The 20,068-nt window shown below is 39.7% G+C and carries 18 protein-coding genes; 11 read left to right on the top strand and 7 right to left on the bottom strand.

Features of this window, described 5'->3' with window-relative positions; genetic code table 11:
* Positions 1-44 precede the first annotated feature (44 nt).
* Positions 45-953: a tRNA (adenosine(37)-N6)-dimethylallyltransferase MiaA gene (gene miaA / locus FGD67_RS14810; RefSeq protein ID WP_257171888.1), complete on the top strand. Its 909-nt coding sequence runs from the start codon at positions 45-47 to the stop codon at positions 951-953.
* 182 nt (positions 954-1,135) lie between these two features.
* Here the strand turns inward: miaA and FGD67_RS14805 are convergent, their stop codons facing one another.
* A complete protein-coding gene (locus tag FGD67_RS14805) occupies positions 1,136-2,656 on the bottom strand; it encodes an aldehyde dehydrogenase family protein (protein ID WP_257171887.1) in 1,521 nt (506 codons plus the stop codon).
* Positions 2,657-2,776: 120 nt separating this feature from the next.
* On the opposite strand from FGD67_RS14805, the gene FGD67_RS14800 reads away from it, so the two are divergent.
* Complete coding sequence (locus FGD67_RS14800; RefSeq protein ID WP_257171886.1) at positions 2,777-3,688, top strand: AraC family transcriptional regulator; 912 nt, start codon at positions 2,777-2,779, stop codon at positions 3,686-3,688.
* A 10-nt stretch (positions 3,689-3,698) separates the two neighbouring features.
* Here the strand turns inward: FGD67_RS14800 and hrpB are convergent, their stop codons facing one another.
* Entirely contained in the window at positions 3,699-6,290 is a 2,592-nt protein-coding gene (gene hrpB, locus FGD67_RS14795) for an ATP-dependent helicase HrpB (protein WP_257171885.1), read from the bottom strand.
* 139 nt (positions 6,291-6,429) lie between these two features.
* On the opposite strand from hrpB, the gene thpR reads away from it, so the two are divergent.
* A complete protein-coding gene (gene thpR, locus FGD67_RS14790; protein ID WP_257171884.1) occupies positions 6,430-7,002 on the top strand; it encodes an RNA 2',3'-cyclic phosphodiesterase in 573 nt (190 codons plus the stop codon).
* Positions 7,003-7,090: 88 nt separating this feature from the next.
* On the top strand, positions 7,091-7,501 hold the full coding sequence (locus FGD67_RS14785; protein ID WP_257171883.1) for a hypothetical protein: 411 nt from the start codon (positions 7,091-7,093) through the stop codon (positions 7,499-7,501).
* A 164-nt stretch (positions 7,502-7,665) separates the two neighbouring features.
* On the opposite strand, the gene pepB is transcribed toward FGD67_RS14785, so the two are convergent.
* Positions 7,666-8,973 carry an aminopeptidase PepB gene (gene pepB / locus FGD67_RS14780; RefSeq protein ID WP_257171882.1) on the bottom strand — a complete coding sequence of 436 codons (1,308 nt, stop codon included), beginning with the start codon at positions 8,971-8,973 and terminating at the stop codon, positions 7,666-7,668.
* A 91-nt stretch (positions 8,974-9,064) separates the two neighbouring features.
* Here pepB and sfsA point away from each other — a divergent pair, with 91 nt between their 5' ends.
* The 7 genes from sfsA (at position 9,065) to panC (ending at position 15,223) form a co-directional block, all read left to right on the top strand.
* Entirely contained in the window at positions 9,065-9,787 is a 723-nt protein-coding gene (sfsA, locus tag FGD67_RS14775; RefSeq protein WP_257171881.1) for a DNA/RNA nuclease SfsA, read from the top strand.
* Positions 9,788-10,068: 281 nt separating this feature from the next.
* Positions 10,069-10,509 carry an RNA polymerase-binding protein DksA gene (dksA, locus tag FGD67_RS14770; protein ID WP_077287833.1) on the top strand — a complete coding sequence of 147 codons (441 nt, stop codon included), beginning with the start codon at positions 10,069-10,071 and terminating at the stop codon, positions 10,507-10,509.
* Between the two features lie 30 nt (positions 10,510-10,539).
* Complete coding sequence (gene gluQRS, locus FGD67_RS14765; RefSeq protein WP_257171880.1) at positions 10,540-11,430, top strand: tRNA glutamyl-Q(34) synthetase GluQRS; 891 nt, start codon at positions 10,540-10,542, stop codon at positions 11,428-11,430.
* Between the two features lie 112 nt (positions 11,431-11,542).
* Positions 11,543-12,955: a polynucleotide adenylyltransferase PcnB gene (pcnB, locus tag FGD67_RS14760; protein WP_257171879.1), complete on the top strand. Its 1,413-nt coding sequence runs from the start codon at positions 11,543-11,545 to the stop codon at positions 12,953-12,955.
* Positions 12,955-13,446, top strand: a complete 492-nt coding sequence (gene folK, locus FGD67_RS14755) for a 2-amino-4-hydroxy-6-hydroxymethyldihydropteridine diphosphokinase (RefSeq protein ID WP_257171878.1) — start codon at positions 12,955-12,957, stop codon at positions 13,444-13,446. Before pcnB ends, folK begins: the two co-directional genes overlap by 1 nt.
* 56 nt (positions 13,447-13,502) lie before the next feature.
* Complete coding sequence (gene panB / locus FGD67_RS14750; protein ID WP_257171877.1) at positions 13,503-14,297, top strand: 3-methyl-2-oxobutanoate hydroxymethyltransferase; 795 nt, start codon at positions 13,503-13,505, stop codon at positions 14,295-14,297.
* 77 nt (positions 14,298-14,374) lie between these two features.
* Positions 14,375-15,223, top strand: coding sequence for a pantoate--beta-alanine ligase (gene panC, locus FGD67_RS14745; protein ID WP_257171876.1), 849 nt, complete (start codon positions 14,375-14,377; stop codon positions 15,221-15,223).
* A 143-nt stretch (positions 15,224-15,366) separates the two neighbouring features.
* Here the strand turns inward: panC and panP are convergent, their stop codons facing one another.
* From panP to FGD67_RS14725, 4 genes are all read right to left on the bottom strand, one after another.
* Positions 15,367-17,001 (bottom strand): pyridoxal-dependent aspartate 1-decarboxylase PanP, encoded by a 1,635-nt coding sequence (panP, locus tag FGD67_RS14740; RefSeq protein WP_257175133.1) that lies wholly within the window; start codon positions 16,999-17,001, stop codon positions 15,367-15,369.
* Between the two features lie 449 nt (positions 17,002-17,450).
* Positions 17,451-18,143 (bottom strand): tRNA (guanosine(46)-N(7))-methyltransferase TrmB, encoded by a 693-nt coding sequence (locus tag FGD67_RS14735; protein ID WP_257171875.1) that lies wholly within the window; start codon positions 18,141-18,143, stop codon positions 17,451-17,453.
* A gap of 67 nt (positions 18,144-18,210) precedes the next feature.
* Complete coding sequence (locus FGD67_RS14730; RefSeq protein ID WP_257171874.1) at positions 18,211-18,984, bottom strand: ABC transporter permease; 774 nt, start codon at positions 18,982-18,984, stop codon at positions 18,211-18,213.
* Between the two features lie 5 nt (positions 18,985-18,989).
* Positions 18,990-19,931, bottom strand: a complete 942-nt coding sequence (locus FGD67_RS14725) for an ABC transporter ATP-binding protein (RefSeq protein ID WP_257171873.1) — start codon at positions 19,929-19,931, stop codon at positions 18,990-18,992.
* Between the last annotated feature and the right edge of the window lie 137 nt (positions 19,932-20,068).

The following is a 20,068-nucleotide window of genomic DNA, read 5'->3' as shown; positions in this document are numbered from 1 at the left end:
AAGAATTACTTAATCCGTTTGGTATCAATACCCATAGGTTATTTATGTCAGCTTTTAACATGCTAGTAGTACTTGGCTCAACAGCATCAGGTAAAACTAAACTGGCAGTAGCATTGGCCCAAATGCTAAATGGCGAGATTATCTCCGCTGACTCTCGGCAAGTATATCGTGGTTTGGACATTGGTAGTGGTAAAGACCTCGATGAATACCAAAATGTTAAACATCACTTAATTGATATTGTCGATCCTGGTTATGAATATAGTATTTTCGATTTTCAACAAAACGTTATTGACGCCTACCAAGAAATTACCAATAAAAATAAGCTTGCTATTATGGCCGGTGGCTCGGCACTTTATGTTGACTCGATACTCAAAGGCTATCGACTGATTGAAGTGCCAGAAAATAAAGCGCTTAGAGCTTCATTAGCAATACTTTCTCATGATGATTTAGTGATTAAATTACAACAACTTAAGCCAAATCTACATAATACTACGGATCTTATTGAACGTGATCGACTCGTGCGCGCTATTGAAATAGCACAAGGCGAACATGACGCACAAGACAACAGCAATGATTTTCCCGATTTAAAGCCGCTAATATTTGCCATAAAATGGCCAAGAGAGGTTATTCGCCAACGCATTACCCAACGTTTACAAGAGCGGATGACGCAAGGATTAATTGAGGAAGTAGCGCAACTACACGCGCAAGGCGTAAGTTGGGAAACCTTATATTTTTATGGTTTAGAGTATCGATTTATTGCTCAGTATTTACAAGGAAAGTTAAGTAAAAACGATTGCTTTCAAAAGCTCAATTCAGCCATCCATCAATTCTCAAAAAAACAAGATACTTGGCTGCGCCGATTAGAACGCAATAGTTCTAAAATTCATTGGCTAGACGGCGATAAAGATGTCCTTGCACAAGCGATGAAAGTTATCGCACAATTAAGTCGCTAAATTAACTTTAGCGCTCACTAACATTACCGCTGAACACTGACCATTCTATCAGTATTAGATAAGCAAACATGGCACTAATGTTGTTAGCATAGTGCCATATTTGCTAGTCAGTTAAGTATGGATGCTAGCTACAATAGATAAAAAGCTTGTTAGCGAGTAAACCACTCACTCAGCCACTAATGCTAGAAAAAACCTAACGGGTTAACATCATAGCTGACCAATAAATTCTTGGTTTGCTGATAGTGCTCTAGCGCCATTTTATGGGTTTCACGACCAACACCTGACTTTTTATAACCACCAAATGCCGCATGTGCTGGATACAGGTGATAACAGTTAGTCCACACTCGTCCGGCTTGTATTTTGCGTCCCATACGATAGGCTAAATTCATATCGCGTGTCCAAACCCCCGCACCTAAACCAAACTCTGAACTATTGGCCAGCTCAAGTACTTCCGCTTCATCTTTAAAGGTTGAAAGCGAGATCACCGGACCAAAGATTTCTTCTTGGAATACTCGCATATCATTGGTGCCTTTTAACAAAGTCGGTTGAATATAGAAGCCATTTTCATGCTCTCCAGCCAGAGTTTCAACTTCACCACCAAGTAAAACTTCAGCCCCCTCATCACGACCAATAGCGATATAGCGCATAATTTTATCAAACTGTTCTTGAGAAGCTTGTGCCCCCACCATAGTTTCGGTGTCCAACGGGTTACCACGCTTAATCGCTTTAGAGCGTTCAATCACTTTTTCAATAAATTGAGGATAAATATCTTCATGAACAAATACCCGTGATGGACAGGTGCAAACTTCACCTTGATTAAAATAAGCTAGCACCATACCTTCAATACATTTGCTCAAATATTCATCTTCATGATCCATCACATCTTTAAAGAATATATTCGGTGATTTTCCGCCCAACTCAACCGTGGAAGGAATTATATTTTCAGCTGCACATTTCAAAATATGCGAGCCAACCGGCGTTGACCCCGTAAAGGCTATTTTGGCAATTCTAGTACTCGTCGCCAACGCTTGACCTGCTTCTTTACCATAGCCATTAACGATATTTAATACGCCACTAGGCAATAAGTCACCAATAAGCTCAGCTAACACTAAAATTGATGCTGGTGTTTGTTCTGCTGGCTTTAATATTACACAATTCCCCGCCGCTAATGCTGGTGCCAGTTTCCAAGCGGCCATTAATATTGGAAAATTCCACGGAATGATCTGCCCAACCACACCTAAGGGTTCATGAAATTGATAAGAAACGGTATTTTCATCAATATCGCCAATAGAGCCCTCTTGTGCACGTAAACAACCGGCAAAATATCTAAAATGGTCAACCGCTAAAGGAATATCAGCCGCCAAGGTTTCTCGTACGGCTTTACCATTATCCCAAGTTTCAGCTACCGCTAAATAGGTTAAATTTTGCTCAATACGATCGGCGATTTTCAATAAAATGTTCGAACGTTCAGTAACTGATGTTGCACCCCATGCGTCTTTAACCTGATGGGCTGCATCTAGCGCCAGCTCAATGTCTTTATGATTAGAGCGTGGAATTTGACAGAAAACCTGACCATTGACAGGGCTAATATTATCAAAATACTGACCATCACATGGCTCAAGCCACTGGCCACCAATAAAGTTTCCATAGCGTGATTTAAAATTAATGAGTGCGTTTTCTGTTCCCGGTGCTGCATATATCATAAGACTTTCCTCTAGTTGTATTTATAGTTATTTCTGATTACCTTAGTCATGTTGAAAATTTAAACTATGCTATTAATTCAAAAAAGTTGACTGCCAGTACAAATATAAGGCGTGATAATAATGATTAAGGAAACGTTAGCGGCAAAACGCAAAAACCCCAAAGTGTTAGTTGAAAATAAAATTAGCTTTGCAGGGCCTGATACCGAGCTGAGTATTTACGATACTTTTGAGCAAGCAAATCGGGTGCAATTAAGTTCTGATCAACTGCTATTTTGCGGTATGGTGGCAGGTAAAAAAGTGATGCACGACGATCATGCTAACTATGAGAGCGAGTTCCTTCCCCATGAATCTTTTGTTATTGCACCTAATCATCAAGTTGAAATCGATTTTCCTGATGCTAAAATAGATCAGCCAACAACCTGCTTAGCCATTGAAATATCGCTTGAACGGATCGGAAAAATAGTTAACCATATTGAGCAACAAGCACCACTGGATAAAAGCTATGGTCAATGGCAATACCATCATCATTTAGTACATACTCACCATAACGCTCAAACTCAAGCCCTACTGGCTCGCATAGTACAAATTTATACCGAAAATCATCAAGATCGAAATTACATGATTGATTTAGCCATATCTGAATTAACCATTCGTTTACTGCGCCACCAAACACGCGACTTTATTATTGCTCATAGTGAACAAACACCCGATCACAATGGCATGAGCGCCGCCGTGAATTTTATAAACCAAAACTTAGCAACAAACTTGAACATAGAGCAGCTATGCAAGTTGGCATGCATGAGCCGTACTAAGTTCTTTCATCAGTTTAGAGTGCACTTAGGCTGTACTCCTGCGGTGTATCAACAACAAACTCGACTAAAAAAAGCAGCCATGATGATAAAGCAAGGGCAGCAAATCACCCAAGTTTGTTTTGAGCTAGGTTATAATAATCCTAGTCACTTTAGTCGTTGCTTCAAACAATTTTTTAACCTTAGCCCGAGTACTTTTAAACGTCATTATTTAAGCAGCTAAATACCGAGATTTATGTTTTGATATGTCGTTTGGTTTTCCTGGTTGCTTGTGCATTAGCAGGGTCGTCCGGCCAAAAATGCTTTGGATATTGTGCCTTCATATCCTTTTGCACCTCACGATAACTCCCTTGCCAAAAAGCAACCAAGTCTTGTGTCACCTGAATAGGTCGTTTAGCCGGTGAAAGTATTTCAATAATCAAGGGCACAGCACCATTATTTACCTTATCACCAACCGTAGGAGTTTCAGTAACACCATATAGCTCCTGCATAGGTAAAGACACAACAGGGGCTTGTTCTAAACTATAGCGAATAAGACACTTTCGTCCCGTTGGACCAATAAAAAAAGTTGGCGCTATTTGTTCAAACGCTTGCTGTTGTTGATAACTTAATTGGTTCAATAATAGTGCCGAAAAGTCCACTTTTTCGAGTTGTGCTTTCGTCGTAATGTCAGTTAAATAAGGCCCTAACCATTGCTCTAAGTTTGCTAATAAAGCAGCCTCACTTACCTCAGGAAAAAGTAAATGCGTTTGGCTAGTCGTTAGCCAGCGCCAGCGCAATAATAATTGCTGGCTACTATCATCAAATTTTAACCATTGTAGGCCTTTCTTGCGAATTTGCTGACACCAACAGGCGACTAACAGTTCTGCGGCTATTTTTTTGGCGCTATTCTCTTCTTTAACAACTAATGCCCCGATCACTTGATGTTGAGTGGAAATAATGCGGTTAAGTTGTTGATCAAACTGTAAATGGGTTTTGCTTTGTGTTTTAACTACGCCCCAAGCCATTGCTTGTGACAAATCAAATTCTGCAGCAAGCGCTACGGATAGGGTATGCCGACGTTGAAATAACTGCACAGCAATAATAAATTTTTTGCTCGCTAGGGCGTCCGACTCACTCATGAGCACACCTTTACCATAAGCCGTTAAGTAATCACCTTGGTTATTTCTTTGTTTCGCTATGCGCTCTGGATAAGCGTGCAGCAATATTAAACCACAATGCTGTATCGGTAATTCATTAAGTGTTATGCAAAGACTGGAGCTCAACTTAGCTTGCTGCAACGTTTGCTCAGCGATCCTAGTTATTACTTGGTTATTCGCTAAACGAAAGAAGCGCTGTGCTTGTACAATAATACGCTGATGATGCGCTTTTTTGGGTTGTTGGCAAAGCAGCATAACACGGTGAGCAATATCACAATCATCCGTACGTTGTTGCGGATTAAAAATATCACGTTCTTCTAATAACGCCACCAGTAAACAAGCCAAAGATAATAAATGCAAAATCTCCTGCTGTTGTGCTAAATGCTGCGCACTTAACAACATTTTGGCAAACCTTGGATGACAGGGAAAAGCCGCAGCTTTTTTGCCATCTAGGGTTAGTTGTTTTTGTTTTGTCAGTAAATCTAGCTCAATCAATTCCTGCCAAGCGAGCTGTTCACGTTTGCTATCAGGCATTTCAATCATAGGAAGTTGGCTGCAATCACTTGCTCCCCATCTTGCTATCTCTAGCAACATAGGCAATAGATCCGCCTGTTGTATTTCACTGATACTTTGCTCGTTTCTGCGTTGAAAATCATCCTTACTAAATAAACGCAGGCAATGTCCGGCTTGTAAGCGCCCGGCTCGCCCGGCACGTTGAATGGCAGAGGCTTTAGCAATACCGCGCTGAGTGAGTTTATTACTCAGTGTTTGGGTATCATAAATCGCGACATTTTCTAGGCCCGTATCAATAACAAGATTAACCCCTTCAATCGTCAAACTTGTTTCTGCAATATTAGTTGCAAGCACTAATTTATTTTTACCGTTTTTTGCTGGCGCAATGGCTTGCTGTTGTTGAGCAAGTGCTAAATCACCATAAAGCGGACAAAGCAGCATAGATTCAGGCATAAAGCTCAATAGCTGCTCAGCCAAATAACGAATATCGCCCGTGCCGGGTAGAAAAACCAATATCGAACCTTGATGTGAGTTAACTATCGACTTTAATACACTTAACGCATGCTCTCGCCATAGCCTAGCATTAGTAGGCGCTTGATAGTTGATCTCAACCGGATAACTTCGCCCTTCACTTTCTAGGCAAATAGCATCCGGCAGTTTTTGTATTATGCTATCGGTCGCCAATGTTGCCGACATCAGCAAAATCTTTAAATCATCACGTAAACCTAATTGCACATCGCGCGTTAAAGCAAAGGCTAAATCAGCATTGAGTGAACGTTCATGAAATTCATCAAATACCACTAAGCCACAATCAGCTAACTCAGCATCGTGTTGAATTATCTGTGTTAAAATCCCTTCAGTGATCACTTCCAGACGGGTATTTTTCGACACTTTACTTTCATTACGTAAGCGATAGCCGACGGTAGCACCAACAGGTTCGCCAAGTTGCTTTGCGAGATAGCAGGCAATATTCTTGGCGGCAATGCGTCGTGGTTGCAATAGGTAGATTTTTTTCCCTGATAAACATGCTAAATCTAATAACCATAATGGTAAGTACGTTGACTTCCCTGCCCCTGGAGGTGCAGTTAACAATATGGTTTGATGTTGATTAAGTGCACTAATGACATCATCTCTAATGTCATCAATAGGGAGTTGTTTGGCCGGTAGCGTCATAAATTATAAAGCGTTATATTAATTTTAAGTATTTTATGAGCGTAATATTATCATAACAATGCCATAGCCATTGTCGGTTATTACAGCCATCTCGCATAAATAACCTTAAACCATAAAAGCTTAAAACATGGAGTAAAGGATGAAAAAAAGAATGTTTATTGCCTTAGATATTACAGAGACCGATAAAGCCAAGCTGGCGAGTTGGCGCGATCAACACTTATCACTGGCGTTTAAGGCAATTGACGAGCAAAATTTTCATATTACCTTGGTGTTTCTTGGTCTAATAGATAACCGACAACAAGCACATTTGACACAATTGATTAATCAGCAACAAGCAGATATTCGAGCATTATTAACGCCCGTTTTGCAGCAAAATCAAAAACTGTCGATGAAGCTTTCACAAATCGGTTACTTTAAAGCTGCAAAAGTGCTGCATATTATGCCATCAACTTGCCCTGAATGGTTGATGCGGCTAAATAAGGCTATTATTTTGTCATGTAATGAAAGTGCAATAGCGATAGAAAACAGGCCCTACCAAGCTCACTTGAGCCTCTATCGCAAAGCCAAATTTAACTTGCCTGAGACCTTAACAACACTGCAAGAAAGCACTTTACAGCAAGACATCTGCATCAATAGCTTTAGCTTATATCACTCTTACTCTACTGATTTAGGTGTAGTTTACCAAGCCGTTAAAACGTGGAAAATAAACTAAAACTGGACATTATTAAAATACATGCTTACTTGGCAAAAGCACAAAATACTGTTATCAATTACTACCCAATTTAAAATGGAGTTGAGCAATGGAGAGAATTGTAGAAGAAAATTATTCGATAACATCGCAATCAAACATTTTGCAAGTCGAGGTTTTTGGGCCTTTTAATGGCCATGTCACCGAAAAATACATAGACGATATGTATGGCGCCTGTGAACAATTTTCTGGTCAACCTTGGGGGTTATTAATTTCATTTTACGGTAATAGTGTTTTTTCACCAGAAGCTGAAGAAGCATTAATAAAGGTCAATAAGTACCGCGTTAAACATGGGCTAATTGCTAATGCCAGTGTGTTAATTGATAGCAACACTGCTGATATTCAACAGCTACAACTTAGAAGAATTTATCAAGCATGTAATATTACCTTTTATGTTTTTAGCGATATTAGTAATGCGCAATCTTGGTTAGAGCAGTTTTTACAACAAACACCGGATGATTAACTAACTAACTTACTTACTTGATGAAATTAAATAAAAAAAGCTGAGATAATCTCAGCTTTTTTAGTTGCCAATGCAGGTTAAGCATTGGCTAATTTTATACACTTACACTTACTTAAACTCAGTAAAGTCAAAGCGCTTTGACATTAGTCATAAGCGCAACTAGATTAATGCTTTGAGATCAAGTCAGCAATGGTGGCAATACCTAGCCCTGTCGCACCTGCAGCCCACAAACTAGAGTCCTCAGCATTATATGCCGCGGCTAAATCAAAGTGTAACCAACCGGCACCTTCATTGCCGACAAAGCGTGATAAGAACCCAGCGGCATTGCTTGCACCACCCGCACCACCACCTTTTTGTGTGCGACTATTTGCAGTGTCAGCAAATACCGATGGGCATTTATCCTGATGCCAAGGCTCTAAAGGAAATTGCCAAATAGCTTCACCAGTAGCGTTTGCTGATGCTTGAGCTTTTGTCACAGCGTTATTATCCAAGGCAAATAATGCTGAATAATCGCCACCAGTTGCCATCACAGCAGCGCCAGTTAAGGTTGCTGCGTCGATGATCATTGGCGCACCCGTTTCACTTGCTGCCATCAAGCCATCAGCCAACACTAAGCGGCCTTCAGCATCAGTGTTTGCAACTTCACAAGTAACACCATTTTTATATGTAATAATATCGCCAAGTTTATAGGCATCATTACTGATCATATTCTCAGCGCAACATAAGTACAATTTAACCCGTTGATCTAAGCCTTGTTTAATCGCTAATGCTAATGCACCGGCGACAACAGCAGCACCGCCCATATCACATTTCATATCAAACATGCCGGCGCTACTTTTAATACTGTAACCGCCACTATCAAAAGTAATACCTTTACCAACTAAGCATGCAGCCACTTGGGCATTGGCATCAGCTGTAGGGTTAAAGTCAACTTCCAGTAAACAAGGTTGGTTAATACTACCTTTGCCAACGTTATATATGCCCATCCATTGTTGTTCTAGCAATTCTTCACCTTTAATAAGGCGAGTAGTCACATGTTCAGGAGCGAGGTTAGTAATATAATCAGTTGTCAGTTGTGCAAGCTTCAATGGATATAATTCAGCAGGTGTTTGATTCGTTAAATCACGGCTCCAAGCATAAACCGCAAGTTTATTATTCAAGCGTTCAATTAACCCTGGTTCACCACAAAAACTGATATTTTCTAGTTTATCAACGCAGCTAAAGCCGAGCGCAAAAGCCCATTGGCTAGCTTCATCCCAACCCTCACCGCTCAGCAACGCATGGTCAATATCTAGTTTTTCTATCTTACGTGCTGCCATTTGAATTTTTCGTAATCGATAAGTCGCGTCTTGAGGTAAGTAAATAGCAATACTGTCAGTTGCAATTTGGATGGTTTTTCCTTGCTGCCAACCTTGTGCATGGTTATTTGTTGTCAATGTTATTGATACTGGAGCAGAATTAGCTGTTGTCATGTTCTCACCTTTACATTTAATTTAAGCTAATAGTTTACACTATGCCGGCAAATAATTAACCTATAGCTATGATTTATCAACTACTATTTATATGGACTTTATACTAGCGCCAAGCACACTCATCAAACGTTATAAGCGCTTTCTTGCTGACGTCATAATTGAAGATGAGCAACATGTTAAAACAGCAATAACCATGCATTGTGCTAATACTGGCGCTATGACCGGATGCGCTGAGCCCGGAGATACTGTGTGGTATAGTACTTCTGACAATTTAAAGCGTAAATACCCTAACAGTTGGGAGCTCACTTACACACAAGCACAGCATTGGATTTGTGTTAATACCATACGGGCAAATCAACTCACCGAAGAAGCTATTATTCAAGGTAGCATTAAAGAGTTTTGCCAGCACAGTCAGCTCAAAAGAGAAGTTAAATACGGTGAAGAAAATAGTAAAATTGATTTTCACCTTTATGACGTTAACGGTCGAGAAACTTTTATTGAGGTTAAAAGTGTCACGCTGCTTGAAGCCGAGCAAGGCTACTTTCCCGATGCCGTGACCCAACGAGGGCAAAAACATTTACGCGAGTTAATGGCAATGGCTGAGCAAGGGCATCGAGCAGTACTTTTCTTTGCCGTATTGCACTCAGGTATAAATGATGTAAAGTCTGCCTGTCATATTGATCCTAAATACGCAGAGCTGCTGCTTGAGGCGAGTCAACAAGGGGTTGAAATAATGGCCTACAAAGCAACATTTGAAAAAGAAAAACACCTATTTAAAATGGCTTTAACCACTAAAGTGCCGGTTCTACTTTAAGTAATAAAGAGTAAATAGAGACAATAAAGATTGACCTTATCGCAAAAAGCTTGTAAAAGAGCTTGCTTATAATTTATTGTCGCCTTAGATAACGTTTAGACACAGCAATATTTTTAACATTATCAAGAATATTATCGATTAAGCCTTGAATTTTATATTAGCAAACACAATATATGTGGAATATTTCAGGTCTAATTAAATTGGCAGTTGCAACCAAGCGATAAAATTACATTAAGTAACTTTTTTATCGATTTAGGTCTAGTAGCATTAGGAGAATTAACATGCCAACACACAAAACATTAGGTATTTTAGCATTAGCAGGTGTTAACCCTTACGTTGAAAAGCCTAACGAAGAATACATGAACGAAGCACAACTAGAGCACTTTAAAAAAATTCTAGATGCTTGGCGTGTACAGCTTCGTCAGGAAGTTGATCGTACCGTAACGCATATGCAGGATGAAGCAGCAAACTTCCCTGATCCCGTAGACCGTGCAGCTCAAGAAGAAGAGTTTAGTCTTGAATTACGTACGCGTGATCGTGAACGTAAACTGATCAAGAAAATTGAGAAAACCTTACAGCTTATTGAAGATGACGATTTTGGTTTTTGTAACTCTTGTGGCATTGAAATTGGCATTCGTCGCTTAGAAGCTCGCCCAACAGCTGATCTTTGTATTGAATGTAAAACTCTACAAGAAATCAAAGAACGTCAACTAGCGGGTTAAAAACCAATATTGTTGGAGTTTATCAAGCCTTTGCGACCAGATAATGCAAGTTATTATCGTGGTCGCTTTGCTCCTTCCCCTTCCGGTTTATTACACTTCGGCTCTTTAATTGCAGCATTAGCAAGTTATCTCGACGCCAAGCATAATAACGGCCAATGGCTGCTTAGAATTGAAGATATTGATCCTCCTCGAGAACAATCCGGTGCCAGCAGTGAAATACTCAAAACCTTAGAAAGCTATGGCTTACATTGGGATGAGGACGTCCTTTATCAAAGCCAGCAAAGTGCAATTTATCATGAAGTATTGGCTGAACTAGCAGAACAAAAACTCAGCTATTATTGTCGCTGTACTCGCGCGCAAATAAAAGCCCAAGGTGGCATCTACCAAGGGCAGTGTAAAAACCTCGCACAACCTGTGAATAACAGTGCTATTCGCATTAATAATACTGTCGGTATTTCGCAATATAATGACCTCATTCAAACCCAAGTCACCTGTGACACTAAGTTGGCACAAGAAGACTTTATTGTTGTACGCAAGGATGGTCTATTTGCCTACCAATTAGCGGTTGTTGTTGATGATATTTATCAAAATATTAGCCATGTTATTCGAGGTTGTGATTTACTGGAGCCAACAGCAAGACAACTGAGTTTTTATCAAATTTTACAGCATAACGCCCCTAAATTTGGACATTTCCCACTTGCTGTCAGCAAACCAGGCTTTAAGTTAAGCAAACAAAATAGTGCCCCTGCAATAGATAAAAACAACCCGCTACCGTCACTTTTTTCAGCCCTAGTTTTTCTGGGTCAACACCCCCCTAATGGCTTACAAACGGCCAGTGTTGATGAGCTTTTAACTTGGGCAATCACCCACTGGTCAATTGCTCAAGTACCAAAATCACAAGAAATAATTTTACAAGTGTAATAAACGCCGACTTTTCATTCGGTTTGCATTCTCTTTTCTCTTGCACTGTTATATCATTGCGCGAGAAATTTAACAAAAAATAGGGTCCAACATTATCAAAAGCGTGATCAATTTGTGTAAAAAAGTACTCGGAAAAGCACGAAAAAAAACCTCTACTCTGCCATCATTTGAACAGCCTAAAATACTTTCTCGTGATCAGCACCCTGTATCTAGAAAACACATCAGTCATAATGCTTTAAAAGTATTGTATCGCTTAAATAAAGGTGGCTATGACGCCTATTTAGTTGGCGGTGGTGTGCGTGATATTTTATTAGGCTTAGAGCCAAAAGATTTTGATATTGCCACCAATGCCACCCCTGAGCAAATTAAGGCCTTGTTTCGAAATTGCCGACTGATTGGTCGTCGTTTTCGCCTAGCTCATATTGTGTTTGGTCGTGAAATTATTGAAGTAGCTACCTTTAGGGGCCACCACGATAACAACGAAGAAAATAGTTGCCAAAAAATTTCTAAGCAAAGTGAAGATGGCATGCTACTGCGTGATAATATTTACGGTAGTATTGAAGAAGACGCTGAGCGTCGAGACTTCACTATTAACGCACTTTACTATTCCGCTAAAGACTTTAAAGTTTATGATTTTGCTAACGGTGTTGCAGACGTATACGCCAAGCAAATTCGCTTAATTGGCGATCCTGAAACACGCTACCGCGAAGATCCAGTGAGAATGTTACGCGCGATTCGTTTTGCCACTAAATTAGATATGGAAATTCACGCTGATTCTAAAGCGCCAATAAAGTCGCTTGCGCCTTTAATGGCTAACATTCCGCCAGCGCGCATGTTTGAAGAGTTTTTAAAGTTGTTTATGTCTGGCAAGGCGGCAGAAAATTTTCAGCTATTACGTGATTACAGCTTATTTCAATATTTTTTCCCTGCGGTAGATCAGCAGCTTAATCAGCAATCTCATGCCTATTTAGCTGACTTTATTTGTTTAGCAATGAAAAATACCGATCATCGTGTTAATACTGAGCAACGCGTTACGCCGGCATTCTTATTTGCCGCTATGCTTTGGTATCCAATGCAAGAACAAATACAACGTTTAAACAGTGAAACACAACTAACACCACAAGATGCTTTTTTCGGGGCATTAAGTGAAATAATGTCAGAGCAACAACGTAGCATCGCCATTCCAAAGCGTTTTCAAGCGGTGATGAAAGATATCTGGATTCTACAAGAAAAGTTAGTTCGACGAGATGGTAAGCGTGCCTTTAAAGCACTTGAACATCCAAAGTTTAGAGCAGGATATGACTTCTTATTATTACGTGCTGAAATTGAAGGCGTTAAAAATAGTCATTCTGAGCAAGCAATAGCATTGCAAGAGCTTGCCAAATGGTGGGGTGATTTTCAAGCTTGTAACGCAGACACGCAACAAGTGATGATAAAAAGTATTGTGCCGAGTAAAAATGGTCCACGTCGCAGCACACGTAAACGTAGAAAACCACGTGTGCAAAACTCAAGTAGTGACGCATAATGGCATTAGCCTATATTGGCTTAGGCAGTAACTTAGCGGATCCGCAAGCACAAATAGCGGCGGCATTAGCTGAGTTAGAGCAACTTGAGCATTGCTTACTTAGTCAGGTTTCTTCTTTATACTTTAGCCGTCCCATGGGGCCACAAGATCAGCCTGATTACATGAACGCTGTGGTTGCGATAGAAACAAGCTTAAGCCCTATCAAATTGCTCGATCAGCTGCAGGCTATTGAAAATAATGCTGGACGGGAGCGTAAAGACAATCGCTGGGGTGCACGAATATTAGATTTAGACATACTTTTGTATGATCAACAATTGATTAATACCGAGCGCTTAATCATTCCCCATTATGGTTTAAAACTGCGCGAGTTCGTTTTATTGCCTTTAGCCGAAATAGCAAATGAACTTATTTTGCCCGATGGCGATAGCGTTAAAGCACTTGCTCAGCAGATTGAAAAGAATGGGCTAAAAGTTCATAGTAAATTACGTTAGTATAATAAATTTAACATTAGCAACGATTAACGCTGCACCATAAAAATGGAATGAACATGGCTAAAATAACCACTGCCACTTTACAGAAAATGAAACATCAAGGTGAAAAAATCACCACCATTACCGCTTATGATGCTAGTTTTGCTAAAATATTCGATCAAGCAGGCATTCATGCAATATTAATCGGTGACTCATTAGGTATGGTCTTACAAGGCCATGACGATACGCTACCTGTTGAAATTGAGCATATGGCTTACCATACGCAATCAGTAAAGCGCGGAGTCGAAAACACGCTTATTATCGCTGACATGCCCTTTATGAGCTATGCCACAACTGAGCAGGCTTATATTAATGCCACTAAGCTGATGCAAGCTGGCGCTAGTATCATTAAGTTAGAGGGTGGTGAGTGGTTAAAAGAAACCATCAAAGGCTTAGTTGAACGCGGTATTCCTGTCTGTGCTCACTTAGGCTTAACACCACAATCAGTCAACGTTTTTGGCGGTTTTAAGGTACAAGGCCGAGAAAATGATAAAGCACTAGAAATGATTGAAAATGCTAAAGCCCTAGAAGCTGCCGGTGCACAATTATTGGTTTTAGAGTGCATTCCAAGCAGTTTAGGTAAAGCAATTACCGAAGCAGTTTCAATACCAACAATCGGTATTGGTGCAGGTAAAGACACTGATGGCCAGATTTTAGTTATGCATGACGCCTTAGGCATTTCATGTAGTTATATGCCAAAGTTTTCACGTAACTTTTTAATCGATACCGGTGATATCAAAAAAGCCATCGAGCTTTATATTGATGAAGTCAGTAAGGGTAATTTCCCAGGCCCTGAGCATATTTTTAAATAATTAAAGCCAATCAGACTAATTTATTGAGCACTTAACGAAAGTTAAGTGCTCTCACATTGAGTAAAAAGTAGAATACCATGCAAACAATTGAAACAATTTCGACTTTGCGTAGCGAAATTAATCTTTGGCGCCAGCAAGGTCTTAAAATTGCCTTCGTGCCAACGATGGGAAACTTACATCAAGGGCACATTGCCTTGGTTGAAAAAGCCAAACAAATGGCTGATAAAGTAGTGGTGAGTATTTTTGTTAATCCAATGCAATTTGGCGTTAATGAAGATATTGATAACTATCCTCGCACTATGGCTGCTGATCAAGAAAAATTAGCCATTGGTGGATGCGACATCCTCTTTATTCCTACCCCCGCCATTATCTACCCCAAAGGCCTAGATAAACAAAGTTATATTGAAGTGCCCAATGTCTCTGACGGTTATTGTGGTGAAAGTCGCCCTGGACATTTTCGCGGTGTGGCAACCGTGGTTTGTAAGTTATTTAATATCGTACAACCAGACATCGCCTGCTTTGGTTTAAAAGATTATCAGCAAGTACAAGTAATTCAAACCATGGTTGAAGACTTATCAATGCCAATTGAGATCTTGCCAGTAGAAACCGTTCGAGAAGATTCGGGCTTAGCGTTAAGCTCACGTAATAATTATTTAACTGCAGAAGAAAAGAAAATAGCCCCGGCCTTAAGTCAAAATATTCAGTGGCTAGCAAAAGCCATTCAAAGAGATAATGATTTTATTGGTTTAGCAAAAAAAGCCGCCAGTTATATTGACAATGCTGGCATGAAAACAGATTACATTCATATATGCCACGCCCGCACTTTACAACCAGCCAGTGAAGACGATAAAGAGTTGGTCATTCTTGCTGCTGCTCATTGTGGCAAAGCCAGATTAATTGATAATTTACGTATTAGCCTAACTTAAACGTTTCTTAATGTTGGTGATTGTTGCCAGCTAGCAACAAAAAAGCGACTCATCTCGTAGAACTTTCGGTTCTATTGATAGTCGCTTTTTTATTGATATACTCAATTACGTTAAAATTTAGCCGTAACAGATCATTCGATATATTACGGTTTTGACATGGATAATAATTTAGGTAAGAAGGTTTCACTTTCTAGCGCTAGCTGCATCTGCTCAGTTAAGACATCTTGTAAAATCGTTTTTGACGTTAACGGATTCGCTAATACCACACGAAAAACTAAGGTTTTACGTCCTTGATATTTTTTCACTTCAATACGCGTACGCGAAACAAAAGATTTGCCATTTTCACGTTGACGCTTTTGAATAAATTTAGTTAATTTATCGAGGATAATATTAATTGTTTCTTGCTGTGCATCATCGGCGTTAGCTAACAATGCTTGTACGCTTGCTGGGTTATAACGATATGTCAGCAAGCATAGTTCAGGCGCGGTGATCAGCTCAAAATCTTCATGCTGCGTGATCAACTCAGCAAAATAATGCGCTTTTTCAATACTACTATTAATCAGTAACTCATAGCCTGGGCGACTGATCACATGCAATGCCGCATAAACTAGCATTGCCATACCCGGACGCGAGCCTTCTAAAGTATGACTACCTAAATCTTTCGAGCCTTTACGCAAGATATATTCTGCATGGTGTTCAATAGCGGCAACAGAAGCCGGATTTTTAAACACCACTAAACCTGCACCCATCGGCACGTACATTTGTTTATGTGCATCTATGGTAACTGAATCAGCGAGTTCAATACCTTTAAGCATCGGACGATATTTTTTCGAGAGTAGTGTTGCACCGCCCCATGCAGCATCAACATGAAAGTGTGCTCCGTAATGCTGAGCAATTTCAGCCATCTGCGTAAGTGGATCGATATTACCGGTTTCAGTGGTACCGGCAACACCAACAATGCTCAACACGCGAATATTTTCATCAGCTAACTGCTGACACTTTGCTTTCAGTAATTGACAGTCAATTTTATTGTTTTCATCGGTTGGAATAGCAATAACACTATCTTGTCCAATACCTAAGACATCAGCCGATTTTTTCAGTGAGTAATGACCACGCGCTGATACTAAAATAGCTAAGCCATCATACTGGTAATGCTTAAGTGCTTTATACAAGCCCTCACGTGCCACACCTTTAAAGTTAGCATCAGGCTTTAACAAGTTATTGCGAGCCACCCAAAGTGCCGTTAAATTGGCAATCGTGCCGCCTGAGCAAAATGCCCCTAAAGAATGATTAGCACTGTGCATCCACTGTTGATAGAAAGGTTCATCACCTTGATAAACCAAACGGTGCATCATGCCTAGAACTTGACGCTCCATTGGAGTAAACGCTTTAGAAGTTTCAATTTTTACCAAGTTTTGGTTTAGACCTACCATCAACTTTGATAGCGGTAAAATAAAATAAGGTAATGCAGAAGTCATGTGACCAATAAAGTTTGGACTAGAAGTATGTACTGACTGAGACACTAGCTTATCAAGTAAGTGGTGCATGTGATCTGAAACAAACGCGGGCTCTTCGGGGATCAATGAGTTAGCAAAATCCTTTTCAATTTCGCTTAACGCTTGCTCCGTGGCTGCAATATGCGCACCAAGAAAACCTGCTAAATTTTGTGATATCTCATTCTCTATTCGACCTAATGTGGAATCAGGTGCAACAGGAATGGTAAAAATGCGATGTAAAGACTCTTCAGATACTTTTGCCGCGCGTTTACTCAGCGTCATACTTACTTCACTATTCACGACTTGCCTTAAGCAAGTTGATTTATATAAGTGCGGCACTTTAATAAAAAATGAGCCAAAAGTCTCGTTATTTCCACTAAAGTTGAGCTTTTACAGAAATGTTGACCGGTAATTACCTTAATTTAACCAAGTAACGTTGCGGCATAAACTAAACCAAGTTCAACAATTGCTAAGCTGCTTAACGCCATCATAAATACAGTTTTTTTAATATTGTTAGTCATGTTATTCATCCTAAATTACAATTAATATACTTAAGCTATATCAACTTTCAGGCCAAAAACACAAACAACTGAAATATAAGATAAAAACAAAAAAAACAGATTTTAACAGTGTTATTAGTTTGTAAAAACAAGCTAAAATATTGTTAATTTCGCCAATTTTTTGTTTTTATACAAAGCTTAATAATTACTCAACATGATTAATTCACAGCCTTAAGATTTGATAATATCAAGCTGCCAACACTGCTGACCACTGGCATGGAACTTTGCCTCAAACGGCGTTAAAGGTTGAGTAACGCTCACCGTTGATATCTCGCCTTTGAAAGATAAAACCTCAGCAGCTAGCTGAAACTCTTCTAAGTAAAGTAACCAATTACTGCGTAAAATAATCTCTTGCCCAACGGCAATAATTTGTGGGAACACCGCACTGCCGTGCCAGCGTCTTTGCACATGTTTAGCTTTCGGCCAAGGGTTAGGATATAAAATGTAATGCTTAGCCACCGGCCAATTTGCAGCAACCACCAGGCGGTAAAAATCATTTAAGTCTGCGCGCACTAAATGATAATTTTCAACCTTGCCTTTACCGTCATCATGTTCAACTTCACCAACATTACGATTAATTCTGTGGGCTGATTTATCGACCCCGATCACTAACGCGGTTGGATTTTGTTTTGCTAACAACCGAGTACTTTGACCAACACCACAACATGAGTCTAAAATAATCTCACCCGAAAAATCTTGCACAATGGCGTTAATCTCATCAAAAGCTTGTTGAGTATGCGCTTGTATCGGTTTTTGCGACGGGTGCGCTACATGCTTATTAACAATCGCAAGCAGTTTTTCATGTATACCCGGTTGATTGGTGACAATCGCTTTCGAATCACCTGTAATTTCTGTCTCGGTCATTAACTTTTACCTATTTACTTATTTAGCTATTTACTTATTTAGCTATAGTTTTCAATGCCAAAAGGTATTAGCTTCTTAAGCCAATACCTTTAGTAATTAACACCATAGCAATGGTGTATAAACTAACAATAAAAACGCCTAACACGCCAAACGACAAGGTTAAACTAACATCAGATATACCCAAAAACCCGTATCTAAAGGCATTAACCATATAAACAATAGGATTGATTTGCGACACTCCTTGCCAAAATTCAGGTAACAAGCTAATCGAATAAAATACCCCGCCTAAATAAGTTAATGGCGTCAGTATAAAGGTTGGAATAATTGAAATATCATCAAAACTACCTGCGAAAATAGCGTTAATTAAGCCGCCTAAAGCAAAGGTGGCAGAAGTTAAAGCAACCGTAGCAATAATGACCCAAATATTATGAATTTGTATATCAACAAAAAACATCGCCACAATAGTAACAATACCACCGACCAACATACCACGCGCCATACCGCCGCCAACATAACCGGCAACAATCACCCAGTTAGGTACTGGAGCAACGAGCATTTCTTCAACATTTCGTTGCCACTTAGCACTGAAAAATGACGAGGCAACGTTGGAGTATGAATTAGTAATAACACTCATCATGATCAAGCCTGGGACAATAAATGACATATAATCAAAGCCACCCATTTCACCAATACGCGAGCCAATTAACGAGCCAAAAATAACAAAATATAAACTGATAGTAATGGCTGGTGGAACTAGCGTTTGTATCCAAATACGCATAAAACGTTGTATTTCTTTATTAAGAATACTTTTAAGCGCAATAAAATTTCTCGATGATGCCATAATATTTATTCCTTAACTGCGCTATCAACTGACGCTTGGCCACTACCAACAAGACTAACAAATAGCTCTTCGAGTCGGTTACTCTTATTTCGCATACTTAGCACTTCAAGGCCTTGCTTATTAAGCTCAACAAAAATGGCATTAATGGTTTGGCTCTTATTAACATCGACTTCTAGCGTATGATCATCAATAACTCTGGAACTCAAATTATCTAATGCTACCGGAGCACTGTTTGGCTTCAGATCAAAGACAAATGTTTCGACATCAAGTTTCGCTAATAGCGATTTCATATCGGTATTTTCAACGATAATACCTGAGTCAATAATGGCAATATTACGACAAAGCATTTCAGCTTCTTCTAAATAATGTGTGGTTAAAATAATAGTAATGCCCTGCTCATTAAGCTCACGTAAAAAGCCCCACATTGAGCGACGTAACTCGATATCAACACCGGCCGTTGGCTCATCAAGAATAAGCATTTTAGGTTCATGCATTAATGCGCGAGCAATCATTAAACGACGCTTCATACCACCAGAGAGCATACGTGCAGCGTCATTACGTTTCTCCCATAAATCGAGCTGCTTTAAGTATTTTTCGGCACGTTCTACGGCTAACTTACGTTCAACACCATAATAACCGGCTTGATTCACCAGTATCTTCATTAACGGCTCGAATTGATTGAAGTTAAATTCTTGCGGCACTAAACCAATAAAACTTTTCGCGGCTTCAAGCTCTTGGTCAATATCATGACCAAAAACAGCAACACTGCCAGCGGTTTTATTGACTAAAGAAGTAATAATACCAATGGTTGTCGACTTACCGGCGCCATTAGGACCAAGCAAAGCAAAAAAGTCGCCCTGCTTAACGGTAAGGTCAATACCTTTAAGTGCTTGAAAACCACCTTTGTAGGTCTTCGTTAATCCTGATATTTTTAGTGCTGGTAGCATAGCGAACCTCAAAAAAATTGCGTGCCTTTAACGTGGGGGCAAGTTGGCTATTTTCAACGTGTAATACCCTATTGTTCACGTAATAGTGACGAACAAACGAAAAGTTGCGATGAATGCGTTTGCCTTACCCTTGTATA

This window comes from Colwellia sp. M166, assembly GCF_024585285.1.
Taxonomy (GTDB): Bacteria; Pseudomonadota; Gammaproteobacteria; order Enterobacterales; family Alteromonadaceae; genus Cognaticolwellia.
Note: the sequence above shows the minus strand (reverse complement) of the source record. Positions and strands in the feature narration are given on the sequence as shown.

Bases quoted from the DNA above. Each gene is read 5' to 3' on its own strand.
- FGD67_RS14730 (WP_257171874.1), bottom strand. From the start codon at position 18,984: ATGGCATCATCGAGAAATTTTATTGCGCTTAAAAGTATTCTTAATAAA.
- panP (WP_257175133.1), bottom strand. From the start codon at position 17,001: ATGACGCTGAGTAAACGCGCGGCAAAAGTATCTGAAGAGTCTTTACAT.
- panC (WP_257171876.1), top strand. From the start codon at position 14,375: ATGCAAACAATTGAAACAATTTCGACTTTGCGTAGCGAAATTAATCTT.
- FGD67_RS14800 (WP_257171886.1), top strand. From the start codon at position 2,777: ATGATTAAGGAAACGTTAGCGGCAAAACGCAAAAACCCCAAAGTGTTA.
- FGD67_RS14785 (WP_257171883.1), top strand. From the start codon at position 7,091: ATGGAGAGAATTGTAGAAGAAAATTATTCGATAACATCGCAATCAAAC.
- thpR (WP_257171884.1), top strand. From the start codon at position 6,430: ATGAAAAAAAGAATGTTTATTGCCTTAGATATTACAGAGACCGATAAA.
- FGD67_RS14805 (WP_257171887.1), bottom strand. From the start codon at position 2,656: ATGATATATGCAGCACCGGGAACAGAAAACGCACTCATTAATTTTAAA.
- dksA (WP_077287833.1), top strand. From the start codon at position 10,069: ATGCCAACACACAAAACATTAGGTATTTTAGCATTAGCAGGTGTTAAC.
- folK (WP_257171878.1), top strand. From the start codon at position 12,955: ATGGCATTAGCCTATATTGGCTTAGGCAGTAACTTAGCGGATCCGCAA.
- FGD67_RS14735 (WP_257171875.1), bottom strand. From the start codon at position 18,143: ATGACCGAGACAGAAATTACAGGTGATTCGAAAGCGATTGTCACCAAT.
- sfsA (WP_257171881.1), top strand. From the start codon at position 9,065: ATGGACTTTATACTAGCGCCAAGCACACTCATCAAACGTTATAAGCGC.
- pepB (WP_257171882.1), bottom strand. From the start codon at position 8,973: ATGACAACAGCTAATTCTGCTCCAGTATCAATAACATTGACAACAAAT.
- miaA (WP_257171888.1), top strand. From the start codon at position 45: ATGTCAGCTTTTAACATGCTAGTAGTACTTGGCTCAACAGCATCAGGT.
- hrpB (WP_257171885.1), bottom strand. From the start codon at position 6,290: ATGACGCTACCGGCCAAACAACTCCCTATTGATGACATTAGAGATGAT.
- FGD67_RS14725 (WP_257171873.1), bottom strand. From the start codon at position 19,931: ATGCTACCAGCACTAAAAATATCAGGATTAACGAAGACCTACAAAGGT.
- panB (WP_257171877.1), top strand. From the start codon at position 13,503: ATGGCTAAAATAACCACTGCCACTTTACAGAAAATGAAACATCAAGGT.